Raw genomic sequence first — 14,100 nt, 5'->3', positions numbered from 1 at the left:
AATTAACGTCCCGTAACAGGTTTAAGTTCGATGCGTTTGATGTCGCCCACCAGAATCAGGTAGCTCAGTACCGCGATCAGGGCATGGATGCCGACGTAAAGGAGCGCGCCGTTGAAAGAACCGGTGGTGCCGACGATATAGCCGATGGCGATAGGGGTCACGATGCCGGAAATATTACCGAACATGTTGAACAGGCCGCCGGACAAGCCGCTAATCTCTTTCGGCGCAGTGTCCGCCATGACCGCCCAGCCGAGCGCGCCGATGCCTTTACCGAAGAAAGCCATCGCCATAAAACCAATCACCATCCATTCCGCGTTGACGTAGTTACACATCAGCATGGCCATAGACAACAACATGCCCAGCACGATCGGCGTTTTACGCGCGATATTCAGCGAACCGGTACGACGCATCAACCAGTCGGAAATAATCCCGCCCAGCACACCGCCAACAAAGCCGCAAACCGCCGGAATAGAGGCGACAAAACCTGCTTTGAGGATCGACATACCGCGAGCCTGCACCAGATAAACCGGGAACCAGGTGATAAAGAAGTAGGTCAAGGCGTTAATACAGTACTGGCCAATATAGATCCCGATCATCATGCGTGATCCGATCAACTGTTTGATTTGGCCCATTTTTACACTGAACGGCACTTTCTGTGCATTGTTCTTCTGATCCATGTTGATCAGCGCGCCGCCTTCAGCAATGTAGTCCAACTCTTTCTGGTTAACGCCCGGATGGTTGTTTGGATCGTGGATCACTTTCAGCCACACAAAGCTGATCACAATCCCCAGTCCGCCCATGAAGAAGAAGACGTGCGACCAACCCACCTCATGGGTCAGCCAACCCATAATCGGCGCGAAGATAACGGTGGCAAAGTACTGCGCGGAGTTAAAAATCGACACCGCCGTACCCCTTTCCTGCGCCGGGAACCAGGCGGCAACAATGCGGCTGTTGCCGGGGAATGATGGTGATTCTGCAAGACCGACGAGGAAGCGTAGAGTAAACAACGCGATGATAATGCCAAAACCGCTAAAAATATCCACGAAGCCCTGCAGCAGGGTGAACATGGACCAGATGAAAATGGACCAAAAATAGACGCGTTTAGAGCCGAAACGGTCGAGCAGCCAGCCGCCCGGGATCTGGCCGATCACATAGGCCCATGAGAAGGCGGAGAAGACATAACCCATGCCGACGGGGTCAAGGCCGATATCTTTGGCCATTTCCGAACCAGCGATCGACAGCGTCGCGCGGTCACCATAGTTAAAGGACGTGACGATAAACAACATCACCACGATCCAATAGCGAGCATTCGTGCGCTTTTCAGCGGCGCTCGCTGCCTGACTTAATGAACTCATTGTTGTACTCCTGAATCATAGCGTTTAGCTACGTTCATTCTGAACAGCACAACCTGTAGGGTAATCAGAATGACGTGTTAGTGTTTTTTTCGTTATCTCTGGCGTACTGCATTTGTCACTGGCAGGAAAAGTATAAAAAGAGGTTCCAGCAGGCTCACCGTGCATATACACAGCTTTGACGGATAGGATGGCGGTAGTTTGTGGCTTATGCCTAAGGCTATGGGGAGTAGTTCACGGAAATGAAAAAGCATCGCCCGTCAGAGGGGCAAGAAGCCATATAACGTTCAGAGTGTGAATCGGCTCTCTTGACGCCGGGGAAACGCAAAGGAAAAAGCCATATTGATTAGATGGTTATCAGGCAGATGCCTGAAGCCGGGAACGGTAGCGTTCGGTAAGATAACCATGACCGTTTATCCGGCCACTGGCCTCTTAAGGACGCCCCCTGCGTAGGGAGAGGGCGCTCTTAATATCAGGATTCGAGCAGCTTCGCCCACTCTTCAACCCACGGGTTGGAAACGCTTTCCGGTTCCGGATCTTCGCTGGCGTCGATCGTCAGCATATCGCCGATACGACGCGCCCCCTGCTCTTGCAGCAGCGCATCAAAGGTCTTGCCGCCGCCGCAGAAATTCGCGTAAGTGCTATCGCCGAGCGCGATAATGCCGTAACGCAGATGCGGCTGATACATATCTTTAATGCCGTTATACAACGGAACGATACTGTCCGGCAGATCGCCCTGGCCGGTAGTTGAGGTCACAACCAGAACATATTTGCCGGTATAGGATTCCCAGTCTTGTACTTCCGGGTCCTCAAATACCGTCGCTTTATGCCCCAGCCCGCTCAGAATGGCTTCCGCCTCCTCGGCGACCAACAGCGAGTTTCCGTACATCGTGCCGACAAAAATTCCGACTTCTGCCATAGTGACTATCTCCCTGGATTATCCGCAATACTCTCATCCTGACCGCTGTCGTCGGCAAACTCAACCCTTTCATTTAGCGGGAGAAGCCCACGCCAGCCAAACTGCGACAGCGCGCGCATCCAGACGTCGTCCAGACCCGCGCGGATCACCAGCGGCTCGCCGGTAAAGGGGTGCGTTAACGATAGCTGACTGGCGTGCAGCATCAGGCGATGGCAGCCAAAGTGTTCGGCGGCGCTGCGGTTTTGGCGTAAATCGCCGTGCTTGCTGTCGCCAAGGATCGGATGACGCAGATGGGCTAAATGACGACGCAACTGATGCTTGCGGCCGGTTTTCGGTTCCAGCTCGACTAGCCCGTAGCGCGTGGTGGGATAGCGCCCGGTGGCGACCGGCATTTCTACCGTCGCCAGGCCGCGATAGTGGGTCACCGCCGGTTGCGGGCCTTTATCTTCGCGGGCAAATTTGTCGGCGATCTTATCCAGCTCTTCCACCAGCGGGTAATCCAGCACCGCTTCTTCATTCAACCAACCGCGGACGATGGCGTGATAGCGTTTTTGCATCTGGTGTTGTTCAAACTGCTGCGCCAGCAGTCTGCCCGCTTCGCTCGACAACCCCATCAGCAGCACGCCGGAGGTTGGCCTGTCCAGGCGATGGGCGGTGAAGACGTGCTGACCAATCTGGTCGCGTACGGTCTGCATCACAACGACTTTCTCATCGCGATCCAACCAGCTGCGGTGTACCAACCATCCGGAAGGTTTATTTACCGCCACCAGCCATTCGTCCTGGTAAATGATCTCCAGCATCAGATGTCGTCGCTCGCAAACAGCGCATCGAGCAACAGTAGCTCGGCCAGTACCGGTTCGCGGACCGGATGAGCGTTATCCAGCGCCATCTCGTAATAAGGGGCGACGGCAAAATTCTGCGGTAGCGGCATGCCGCTGGCGATCAGTTGACGCATACGCGGGATCAGCACCCATTGCAGCCATTCCAGCGGTTCGAGCGTATCCAGGCAAAACGGCTGCTCGCTTGCAAAGGCGCTGCTATCCGGCGCATTTTCCTGCCAGTGGTTTGTTTCGCGCAGCAGCGCTTCAATGGCGTGCAGGCGATCGCGCACGCTATCGTGAAGAGTCATGGGGAAACCTCGATGAGTTGTAAACCGGGCGCAGGATAGCAAATCCGCGAGAGAAATAAAAAAAGGGAGCACTGTATAAACAGTGCTCCCGGTTCGTTTTGCAGCATTCCAGCTACATTGGTGCTCCCTGCTCGTCCTTGAAAACTTTTCCTGAGGTCTCCTGACCAAGTTCATCCGTAAACTAGCGCATCCTGCTTTCACACCACCCCGATGTGAAATAACTTATCCCTAAGTGTGTCCCGATCTTCCTGATCCACCGTTCATCCTGAGCGGTTCTCGTTCTCCATCCTGGAGGTGTCCGTTACGCAATCCTGCGTTATCCTCGCTTCATCCTGAAGCCTGTCCTTGCAACGCCATCCTGGCGGGTCCTGTAGAAGAGCCATCATCCTGATGTTCTCTTCGTTTCGCGACTTCCTGTCGACGTACATAGGATCACTGATTCCGCCTCTTCTTACAAGACTTACTACGACAATCTCTTAAGATTAGTGACAAGCCTAAAAGGTTATAAAAACGGTAACTCATTTCATAACAACAGGTTAAGTGTAAACACGGCGTAAAAAATTGGCTTAAATGATGACGATCTCTTACAGGTCTTGTAAGAGATCTCTCACAAACCACCAGGTTAAATGGATTACAGAAGGGGCTCAAGCTGATTCAGGAAACTCGCAAGCGAGGGAGACAGAGTCTCTCTTTTTCGGGTTCCGAGCGTTTCTTTGATGACTTCGCCGCTCAGATTGCAGACCGAAATAACGTCCAATTCGCTATCCAGCGTGGCGATAAACAGCGTTGGCGATAGCTTCAGACGTTTTTGCACCACCAGGTGACCGATCAGGTTCTCCTGCACCCGCTGGAAATCATCCGGGCTCCAGGCCTGCAGCAGCGTGATGGTCTCTGCGGCAAAGCGCGCGCACATGTCGCCAGCAAACTGAGTGGTATAATAACTATGAATTGGCTGTTGTACCACAATCTCTAATGCCCGTTCAACCCCGCTGAGATGTTGTTCTAACGTAAACGGCTGCGGCTGCCAGAAAACGCCATCGTCATCACTGGCGCTAATACAGGGCGATGGGATGCCATAAAGGTCTTCGCTGCGCGGCATGCTGGCATAACGCTGCTGCCACGCATCGCAGTAACGTTGGGTAAATGTTTGCAGCGCTTCTACGGTCTGATGATCCACCGGTTTCTCTCTTCACGTTAGACAGGATACACTTGGCATATAGTGTACCCGCTTTACTATGGTGAAACATGTCTTCTTACGATAATCATCAGGCGCTGGCTGGCCTGACGCTCGGTAAATCAACGGATTACCGCGATACTTATGACGCCTCTTTACTACAGGGCGTACCGCGCAGCCTGAACCGCGATCCGCTCGGTCTGCATGCCGATAGCCTGCCGTTTCACGGCGCCGATATCTGGACGCTGTACGAACTGTCGTGGCTGAACGCGAAAGGGCTGCCGCAGGTCGCCGTCGGCTACGTGGAACTCAGCGACACCACCGTGAATCTGGTGGAATCAAAAAGCTTCAAGCTGTACCTGAACAGTTTCAACCAAACGCGCTTCGCCGACTGGCAGGAAGTACAGGCGACGCTGGCGCGCGATCTCAGCGCCTGCGCACAGGGAGAGGTGAAGGTATCTCTGTACCGCCTCGATGAACTGGAAGGCCAGCCGGTCGCCCACCTGCACGGCGCCTGCATCGACGATCAGGATATCGAGATTGATAATTATCAGTTCAGCGCCGACTATCTGCAGAATGCCGCCAGCGGAAAAATAGTCGAAGAAACGCTGGTCAGCCATCTGCTGAAATCCAACTGTCTGATTACCCACCAGCCGGACTGGGGTTCGGTGCAAATTCAGTATCGCGGGCCGAAAATCGATCGCGAAAAACTACTGCGCTATCTGGTGTCATTCCGCCATCACAACGAATTCCATGAGCAGTGCGTCGAGCGCATCTTTAATGATGTGCTGCGTTTCTGCCAACCGGAATCGCTTTCCGTCTACGCGCGCTATACCCGCCGCGGCGGCCTGGATATCAATCCATGGCGCAGCAACGGCGAATTCGTGCCGGCAATCGGCCGCCTGGCGCGACAGTAAACGAAATTTTTCACACTTTGCGTGCGTTAACGCGTGCGCAAGGTTGTGGAAAGGCTACAGCCAGGGCTATTGTAATCACAGGAAGACGATAATCATCCTGTAAGGAGTTCACTTGATTACACATGTTAGCCCGCTTGGTTCAATGGATATGCTGTCGCAGCTGGAAGTGGATATGCTTAAACGCACCGCCAGCAGTGACCTGTATCAACTCTTTCGTAACTGCTCGCTTGCTGTGCTCAACTCGGGGAGCCTGACCGATAACAGCAAGGAGCTCTTGTCTCGTTTTGAAAACTTCGATATTAACGTGCTGCGTCGCGAACGCGGCGTGAAGCTGGAACTGATCAACCCGCCGGAAGACGCTTTCGTCGATGGCCGCATCATCCGTTCCCTGCAGGCCAACCTGTTTGCTGTTCTACGCGATATTCTGTTCGTTTACGGGCAGATTCATAACACTGTCCGCTTCCCGAGCCTCGACCTCGAAAGTTCAATTCATATCACCAACCTGGTGTTCTCGATTCTGCGTAACGCCCGCGCGCTGCATGTCGGCGAAGCGCCGAATATGATTGTTTGCTGGGGCGGCCACTCCATTAACGAAAATGAATACCTGTACGCGCGCCGCGTCGGTACTCAGCTCGGCCTGCGTGAGCTGAACATCTGCACCGGTTGCGGCCCAGGGGCAATGGAAGCGCCAATGAAAGGCGCCGCGGTCGGTCACGCGCAGCAACGCTACAAAGACAGCCGCTTCATCGGCATGACCGAACCGTCAATTATTGCCGCCGAGCCGCCAAACCCGCTGGTCAACGAACTGATCATCATGCCGGATATCGAAAAACGTCTGGAAGCGTTCGTGCGCCTCGCCCACGGCATCATTATTTTCCCGGGCGGTGTGGGTACTGCGGAAGAACTGCTGTATCTGCTGGGTATTCTCATGCACCCGGAAAACAAATCGCAGGTGCTGCCGCTGATCCTGACCGGGCCGAAAGAAAGCGCCGACTACTTCCGCGTACTGGACGAGTTCATCGTCCATACTCTCGGCGAATCGGCTCGTCGCCACTATCACATTATCATTGACGATGCCGCTGAAGTGGCGCGCCAGATGAAAAAAGCGATGCCGCTGGTGAAAGAGAGCCGTCGCGAAACCGACGATGCATACAGCTTCAACTGGTCGATTCGTATTTCGCCGGATCTGCAGATGCCATTTGAGCCGACGCACGAGAACATGGCCAATCTTAAACTGTATCCGGACCAGCCGGTGGAAGTGCTGGCCGCCGACCTGCGCCGCGCCTTCTCCGGTATTGTCGCGGGCAACGTAAAAGAGGTCGGCATCCAGGCCATCGAGAAACACGGCCCGTACAAGCTGCACGGCGACCCGGAAATGATGCGCCGGATGGACGACCTGCTACAAGGCTTCGTCGCCCAGCATCGTATGAAGCTGCCAGGTGGTACTGCCTACATTCCGTGCTACGAAATCTGCTCCTGATTTCCCCTGCTTTTCCCGGGCGGTGGTCAACGCCCTGCCCGGGCGTCTCTCCCTTCAGCGACGTTTTCCCCGCCGTCCAATGCCATAGCCCCTATCTTTATTGACGTTTTGACACTTTGGTTGCCTGATTCTGCTGCTCGTCATTTCCAGTTAATTAATTTATCTGATAAATAATTCGTAGAGTTTCCACTTAGCCAATCGTTTGCGTTTCCAAAAAGAGCAATAAAATCCACCAAAAAAATAACATTCTGGCGAAAAAACGTCGTTTACATCACTTTTTTGCAGCAAAAACGTCGTTATTCGATAACAGAGCTTTTATCTCATATGCTGCAAATGATAGCCTTCGCGCCACATTTATCTGGCTGATCACCATAAACAGACTGTTGGACTAAAAACATTCACATTTAAAGTGGATTATTGCATTTGGGATCCCGATCACTGATGTATTTCCCGTATAAATGTATCTTTCCGCCCAATTGTTACGGAGATAATTTCTAAAAAACCGTAAACCAGCGAATTTCGTATTATTTAATCGTTTTTGTTTATTAGATTTTGTTGCTTCCTCCAGGAGATACAGATGGAAACCACACAGACCAGCACTATCGTTTCGGGTGAATCCCGCAGCGGATGGCGCAAAACGGATACCATGTGGATGTTGGGCCTGTACGGCACAGCTATCGGCGCGGGCGTTTTGTTCCTACCGATCAACGCCGGCGTCGGCGGTATGATCCCACTGATTATCATGGCTATTCTGGCCTTCCCGATGACCTTCTTCGCACACCGCGGCATGACCCGCTTCGTGCTTTCCGGTAAAAACCCGGGCGAAGACATCACCGAAGTCGTTGAAGAACACTTTGGCGTGGGTGCAGGTAAGTTGATTACTCTGCTCTACTTCTTCGCTATCTACCCGATTCTGCTGGTTTATAGCGTGGCTATCACCAACACCGTCGAAAGCTTCATGGCGCACCAGCTGCACATGACGCCGCCGCCGCGCGCTATTCTGTCCCTGATCCTGATCGTCGGCATGATGACCATCGTTCGTTTCGGCGAGCAGATGATCGTGAAAGCGATGAGCATCCTGGTGTTCCCGTTCGTTATCGCGCTGATGATTCTGGCTCTGTACCTGATCCCGCAGTGGAACGGCGCGGCGCTGGAAACCCTGTCGCTGAGCGGCGGCACGGTAACCGGCAACGGCCTGCTGATGACCCTGTGGTTGGCGATTCCGGTGATGGTCTTCTCCTTTAACCACTCGCCGATCATCTCCTCCTTCGCGGTCGCGAAGCGTGAAGAGTACGGCGAAGGCGCAGAGAAAAAATGTTCCAGCATCCTGGCTCGCGCTCATATCATGATGGTGCTGACCGTTATGTTCTTCGTCTTCAGCTGCGTACTGAGCCTGTCTCCGGCAGACCTGGCGGCGGCAAAAGATCAGAACATCTCGATTCTGTCTTACCTGGCGAACCACTTTAACGCACCGGTTATCGCCTGGATGGCGCCGATCATCGCGATGATTGCGATCACCAAATCCTTCCTCGGCCACTACCTGGGCGCTCGTGAAGGCTTTAACGGCATGGTGATTAAGTCTCTGCGCGGCAAAGGCAAAACCATCGAAATCAACAAACTGAACAAGCTGACCGCGCTGTTTATGCTGGTCACCACCTGGATTGTGGCAACTCTGAACCCAAGCATCCTCGGCATGATCGAAACCCTGGGCGGTCCGATTATCGCGATGATCCTGTTCCTGATGCCGATGTATGCTATCCAGAAAGTTCCGGCCATGCGCAAATACAGCGGCCACATCAGCAACGTCTTCGTTGTGATTATGGGTCTGATTGCCATCTCCGCGATTTTCTACTCTCTGTTCAGCTAATTCTGTAAAAACCTCCCCTCGCGCCGCTTAACGGCGGCGCGCTTTCCGACAGTACTGGAATACATCATGATCAGCGTATTCGATATCTTCAAAATCGGCATTGGCCCTTCCAGCTCCCATACCGTTGGACCGATGAAAGCGGGCAAACAATTCACTGACGACCTGATTGCGCGCGGCCTGCTGGCTGACGTCAGCAAAGTTGTCGTCGACGTTTATGGCTCTCTGTCTCTAACCGGCAAAGGCCACCATACCGATATCGCCATTATTATGGGGCTCGCCGGCAATCTGCCGGATACCGTCGACATCGACGCTATTCCTGGCTTTATTCAGGACGTTAATACCCATGGTCGCCTGCTGCTGGCGAACGGCCAGCACGAAGTCCAGTTCCCGGTCGATCAGTGCATGAATTTCCATGCCGACAATCTGTCGTTGCATGAGAACGGCATGCGCATCACTGCGCTGAGTGGCGACAAGGTGCTGTATAGCCAGACGTATTACTCCATCGGCGGCGGTTTTATCGTTGATGAAGAACACTTCGGCCTGACGACCGAGGCGCCGGTCGCCGTACCTTATCCGTACAAAAACGCCGCCGACTTGCAAAAACACTGCAGCGAAACCGGCTTGTCCCTCTCCGGCCTGATGATGCAGAACGAACTGGCGTTGCACAGCAAAGAAGAGCTGGAACAGCACTTCGCCGCAGTATGGGAGGTGATGAGCGCCGGTATTGAGCGCGGCATCACCACGGAAGGCGTACTGCCGGGTAAACTGCGTGTTCCTCGCCGCGCCGCCGCGTTGCGCCGCATGCTGGTAAGCCAGGACAATACCAACAGCGACCCGATGGCGGTAGTGGACTGGATCAACATGTTCGCGCTGGCGGTGAACGAAGAGAACGCCGCTGGTGGCCGCGTGGTGACCGCGCCGACGAACGGCGCCTGCGGCATCGTTCCGGCGGTGCTGGCCTACTACGACAAGTTTATCCGCAAGGTGAACGCCAACTCGCTGGCCCGCTATATGCTGGTCGCCAGCGCCATTGGCTCGCTGTATAAGATGAACGCCTCTATCTCCGGCGCCGAAGTCGGCTGCCAGGGAGAAGTCGGCGTAGCCTGCTCAATGGCGGCGGCCGGTCTGGCGGAGCTGCTGGGCGGTAGCCCGGCGCAGGTGTGCATCGCCGCAGAGATCGGTATGGAGCATAACCTTGGCCTGACCTGTGACCCGGTTGCCGGGCAGGTGCAGGTGCCGTGTATCGAACGTAATGCTATCGCGGCGGTGAAAGCGGTCAATGCCGCGCGGATGGCATTACGCCGTACCAGCGAACCGCGCGTGTGCCTCGATAAAGTTATCGAGACCATGTATGAAACAGGCAAAGATATGAACGCCAAATACCGTGAAACCTCCCGCGGTGGCCTGGCGATGAAAATCGTCGCCTGCGACTAACGCCTCTGGCCCGGCACGCTTCGGCATGTCGGGCCAACTCACTCCCCGAAGCTGTACTCAATCTGCGAGCCTGATTCCCGATCCTCGCCGTGCCGATAGCCTCATACCGCCGCCGATGTTACCCTTAATGCCCGTAGAATAAAGGGAGGTATCTTGTGGCTGTTCATCTGTTAATCGTCGACGCACTCAATCTGATTCGCCGCATTCATGCGGTACAGGGCTCACCCTGCGCGGATACCTGCCTGCACGCTTTAGAACAGCTGATCCTCCACAGCCAGCCCACGCATGCCGTGGCGGTGTTCGACGATGAAGATCGCGCTCACGGCTGGCGTCATCAGCGGCTGCCGGAATATAAAGCCGGGCGCGCGCCGATGCCGGAAACGCTGGAAGCGGAAATGCCGGCGCTGCGGGCAGCCTTCGAACAGCGCGGCATCCGTTGTTGGGCGTTACCCGGCAGCGAGGCGGACGATCTGGCGGCTACGCTCGCCGTGAAAGTGGCCCAGGCCGGACACCAGGCCACCATCGTCTCAACCGATAAAGGTTACTGCCAGCTACTGTCGCCCACGATCCGTATCCGCGATTATTTCCAAAAGCGCTGGCTTGATGCGCCGTTCATCGCCAACGAATTCGGCGTGACGCCGGAACAGCTGCCGGATTACTGGGGGCTGGCGGGGATTAGCAGCTCTAAAGTCCCGGGTGTCGCCGGGATCGGGCCAAAAAGCGCGGCTCAACTATTAACGGATTTTCAGGATTTAGAAGGTATTTACGCGCAGCTGGCGGAGGTGCCGGATAAATGGCGCAAAAAGCTGGAAGAGCATAAAGAGATGGCGTTTACCTGCCGGGAAATAGCCCGCCTGCAAACCGATTTACAGCTGGATGGCAACCTGCAGCAGTTGCGGTTGCCATCCGCCTGACTCCCCCGGCCACACTGATACGTCTGCCGGGGCGCGCTGCTGATTAACGTTCGTCGCGACGACCGCCGACCGCCGCCCACAGGCGACGCACGTGTACGGTCACTTCTTCGCGGTCGTGGTATAACTGACGCGCCTGAATCTGCGCGTTAATACCGTGTTCATCAAGCTGCGCCTGGATATAGGACAGGTTTTGCGATACCTCTTCATAGCGCTTTTTCATCGGCAGCTTGAGGTTAAAGATGGTCTCGCGACACCAGCCGTTCACCAGCCACTGCGCCATCAGCGCCGCCACTTTCGCCGGTTTCTCCACCATATCGCACACCATCCACGAGATGTTGTTGCGGGTCGGGCGATAACGGAAACCATCTTCGCGTAGCCAGGTCACCTGCCCGGTATCCATCAGGCTCTGCGCCATCGGACCGTTATCGACTGAAGAGACCCACATGTTGCGCTTCACCAGTTGATAGGTCCAACCGCCCGGACAGGCACCAAGATCCACCGCGTACATGCCATTCGCCAGACGCTCATCCCACTCATCCGCCGGAATAAAGACGTGAAACGCCTCTTCCAGTTTAAGGGTTGAACGGCTCGGCGCATCGGAAGGGAACTTCAGACGCGGGATGCCCATATAGAACGGCGAGTTGTTATTGCTAAAGGAATAGCCGGTATAACAGCAACCGGGAGCGATAAAGAACACATGTACGACCGGGCGCTTCGGTGTTTCGTAGTTGGTCAGTACGCCAGCTTCTCGCAGCGCCGCGCGCAGCGGAACCGTGAACTTGCGGCAGAACTTCATCAGCTCTTTACTTTCGTTGGTGTCGGCTACCTCAACGCGCAGATCGCCGCCTTTCTCCACTACGCCCTGCAGCATGCCGACGATCGGCGTGACGCGGTCTTCCGGCGGCAAGTCGCGCAACAGTTCGCCAACCACGAACATCTGGCGGGCAAAAATCAGCGAGCTGAACGGCAGATCGCGCACCAGCTTCTCGCCATCGCCCTGCTGATAACACTCAAAAATCACATAGCCGGAGTCATCTTTGACTCGGGCAAAACCAAATACCTCAAGGCGGGCTGCCTTATCGGTAATTTCTGCTGCGCACTCTTTCTCAAACCCGGGGCGACAATAGAGGACAACCTTATTCATGAACAACGCCCTTACGTTTCAGACGAATTGCACCAATTAACATTAATACCCAACCGGCGAGGAAGCTGACGCCGCCCACCGGGGTAACGAACGCCCACAGGCGTAAATGCGACAGCGCCAGGCAATATAAGCTGCCGCTGAACAACACGGTTCCCAGCGCCAAAAATACGCTGCTCCAATAAAACCAGATGCTAATCCGCCGCTGCATGGCGACGGAAAGACCTAAGATAGCCAGCGTGTGAAACGCCTGATACTCAAGGCCGGTATGGATCCAGGCCATCTCGGCCGCACCCAAAGATTTACTTAATACGTGTGCGCCAAAGGCGCCCAAAGCCACAAAGATAAAGCCGCTGATGGCGGCAAAAATCAGCATAAAACGGCTGGTCATGTTAATACCTTACAAAGTCAGTTAACGCCTGCTCATCAGGCCGTTATTGTTCATAACGAAAGCGGAATTTTTCTTGTTCGCTCGCCGCCTTCGCTAAAATCCACTGGCGGAAAGCGGCTATTTTACCCAGTTCAGCCTGACTGTCATGACAAACAAGGTAAAACGCGTTCTTACTGACCAGAACATCATTAAACGGGCAGACTAAACGGCCTGCTTCAATTTCGGACTGCGCCATGACATTGTTGGCCAGTGCAACGCCTTGCCCATGGATTGCCGCCTGCAGCACCATCGCGCTGTGGCTAAATATCGGTCCCTGTTGCACATTAATATGGTTTAGACCCAGTTGCCGGGTATAAGTTTGCCAGTCGCGGCGAGAAGCGTCATGTAGCAGCGTATGTTGCGCCAGATCGGCTGGCGTTTTCAACGCTTTGTCGCCGGTTAACAGCAGTGGCGAACAAATAGGCAGCAAATATTCGGCGTACAATTTTTCAACACGCAGCCCTGGCCAGTTACCGCGGCCATAGAAAATCGCCACGTCGACGTCGTCAGCCAATTTGTCTTCCTGACGGTCTACCGCCTGGATTCGCACATCAATCCCCGGATAAGCTGAGTTAAAGCTTGAGAGTCTGGGGACCAGCCACTGAATGGCGAAACTAGGCAATAAACTAACCGTTAACGCCCCTTTGGCGCTGCGGGCCTGCAGCTTACGCGTGGCTTCGGTGAGCTGCGAAAAAATCTCTTTAATATCCTGAAAATAGCTTTGTCCTTCTTCTGTCAACAGCAGCGAACGGTTGCGTCGGCGAAACAGCTTCAGGCCAAGAAAGTCCTCCAGGGACTTGATTTGGTGACTTACTGCGGCCTGTGTCACAAAAAGCTCATCGGCTGCGCGAGTGAAGCTCAGGTGACGGGCGGCTGCATCAAAAACACGTAATGCGTTCAGAGGTGGTAATCGCTTCGACATGGTTATTCTGACTGAGTTGTTAACGAGATTTAACAAATAGGAAACAACAGTTAACCTATTAGTTTTTTTTATCTGAGACATTATAAATTGTCCGTTGAGCTTCTACCAGCAAATACCTATAGTGGCGGCACTTCCTGAGCCGGAACGAAAAGCTTTTTTTGGAATGCGTGTTCCAACAAGCTTTTGGCTTACGGTTGTGATGTTGTGTTGTTGTGTTTGCAATTGGTCTGGTTTTGCAGACCATGGTAGCGAGGCTACCCTTTTCACTTCCTGTACATTTACCCTGTCTGTCCATAGTGATTTAATGTAGCACCGCAATGCGCGGTGCTTTTTTTTGCCGAAAAATCCCCGCTCCTCCCTCCCCCTCTCTATCACCAGCCTTGCCCTAATGGGGAATTTGCGCGACGATCGTGATATCGAA

The 14,100-nt window shown here is 54.3% G+C and carries 13 protein-coding genes; 5 read left to right on the top strand and 8 right to left on the bottom strand.

What is annotated here, in order from left to right; translation table 11 throughout:
* Window positions 1–2 precede the first annotated feature (2 nt).
* The 5 genes from PYR66_04685 to syd all read right to left on the bottom strand — a co-directional run bounded on the left by PYR66_04685 (window position 3) and on the right by syd (window position 4,577).
* Complete coding sequence (locus PYR66_04685) at window positions 3–1,355, bottom strand: MFS transporter (GenBank protein ID WEF29031.1); 1,353 nt, start codon at window positions 1,353–1,355, stop codon at window positions 3–5.
* Between the two features lie 469 nt (window positions 1,356–1,824).
* On the bottom strand, window positions 1,825–2,271 hold the full coding sequence (locus tag PYR66_04680; GenBank protein WEF29030.1) for a flavodoxin: 447 nt from the start codon (window positions 2,269–2,271) through the stop codon (window positions 1,825–1,827).
* Between the two features lie 5 nt (window positions 2,272–2,276).
* Complete coding sequence (gene truC, locus PYR66_04675; protein ID WEF29029.1) at window positions 2,277–3,071, bottom strand: tRNA pseudouridine(65) synthase TruC; 795 nt, start codon at window positions 3,069–3,071, stop codon at window positions 2,277–2,279.
* Window positions 3,071–3,400, bottom strand: coding sequence for a YqcC family protein (locus PYR66_04670; protein WEF29028.1), 330 nt, complete (start codon window positions 3,398–3,400; stop codon window positions 3,071–3,073). Before PYR66_04670 ends, truC begins: the two co-directional genes overlap by 1 nt.
* A 631-nt stretch (window positions 3,401–4,031) precedes the next feature.
* Window positions 4,032–4,577: a SecY-interacting protein gene (gene syd / locus PYR66_04665; GenBank protein ID WEF29027.1), complete on the bottom strand. Its 546-nt coding sequence runs from the start codon at window positions 4,575–4,577 to the stop codon at window positions 4,032–4,034.
* A gap of 68 nt (window positions 4,578–4,645) precedes the next feature.
* On the opposite strand from syd, the gene queF reads away from it, so the two are divergent.
* The 5 genes from queF to xni all read left to right on the top strand — a co-directional run bounded on the left by queF (window position 4,646) and on the right by xni (window position 11,186).
* Window positions 4,646–5,491: an NADPH-dependent 7-cyano-7-deazaguanine reductase QueF gene (queF, locus tag PYR66_04660; protein ID WEF29026.1), complete on the top strand. Its 846-nt coding sequence runs from the start codon at window positions 4,646–4,648 to the stop codon at window positions 5,489–5,491.
* Window positions 5,492–5,603: 112 nt separating this feature from the next.
* Window positions 5,604–6,971: a nucleotide 5'-monophosphate nucleosidase PpnN gene (ppnN, locus tag PYR66_04655; protein ID WEF29025.1), complete on the top strand. Its 1,368-nt coding sequence runs from the start codon at window positions 5,604–5,606 to the stop codon at window positions 6,969–6,971.
* 577 nt (window positions 6,972–7,548) lie between these two features.
* The gene (locus tag PYR66_04650) at window positions 7,549–8,838 is read left to right on the top strand and encodes an HAAAP family serine/threonine permease (protein WEF29024.1); all 1,290 of its coding nucleotides are present in this window, start codon (window positions 7,549–7,551) and stop codon (window positions 8,836–8,838) included.
* A 66-nt stretch (window positions 8,839–8,904) separates the two neighbouring features.
* Window positions 8,905–10,272 carry an L-serine ammonia-lyase gene (locus PYR66_04645; protein WEF29023.1) on the top strand — a complete coding sequence of 456 codons (1,368 nt, stop codon included), beginning with the start codon at window positions 8,905–8,907 and terminating at the stop codon, window positions 10,270–10,272.
* A 155-nt stretch (window positions 10,273–10,427) separates the two neighbouring features.
* On the top strand, window positions 10,428–11,186 hold the full coding sequence (xni, locus tag PYR66_04640) for a flap endonuclease Xni (protein WEF29022.1): 759 nt from the start codon (window positions 10,428–10,430) through the stop codon (window positions 11,184–11,186).
* A 43-nt stretch (window positions 11,187–11,229) separates the two neighbouring features.
* Here xni and rlmM read toward each other — a convergent pair whose 3' ends face one another.
* From rlmM to gcvA, 3 genes are read right to left on the bottom strand one after another with little or no spacing between them, the layout of a single operon-like run.
* Window positions 11,230–12,330 (bottom strand): 23S rRNA (cytidine(2498)-2'-O)-methyltransferase RlmM, encoded by a 1,101-nt coding sequence (gene rlmM / locus PYR66_04635; GenBank protein ID WEF29021.1) that lies wholly within the window; start codon window positions 12,328–12,330, stop codon window positions 11,230–11,232.
* The gene (locus PYR66_04630) at window positions 12,323–12,718 is read right to left on the bottom strand and encodes a DUF423 domain-containing protein (GenBank protein ID WEF29020.1); all 396 of its coding nucleotides are present in this window, start codon (window positions 12,716–12,718) and stop codon (window positions 12,323–12,325) included. Before PYR66_04630 ends, rlmM begins: the two co-directional genes overlap by 8 nt.
* Window positions 12,719–12,761: 43 nt before the next feature.
* Window positions 12,762–13,679: a glycine cleavage system transcriptional regulator GcvA gene (gene gcvA / locus PYR66_04625; GenBank protein WEF29019.1), complete on the bottom strand. Its 918-nt coding sequence runs from the start codon at window positions 13,677–13,679 to the stop codon at window positions 12,762–12,764.
* Window positions 13,680–14,100: the final 421 nt, after the last annotated feature.

This window comes from Klebsiella aerogenes (genome assembly GCA_029027985.1).
Classification (GTDB): domain Bacteria; phylum Pseudomonadota; class Gammaproteobacteria; order Enterobacterales; family Enterobacteriaceae; genus Klebsiella; species Klebsiella aerogenes_A.
The sequence above is the reverse complement of the archived record's forward strand: the minus strand, read 5'-3'. Positions and strand labels throughout refer to the sequence as shown.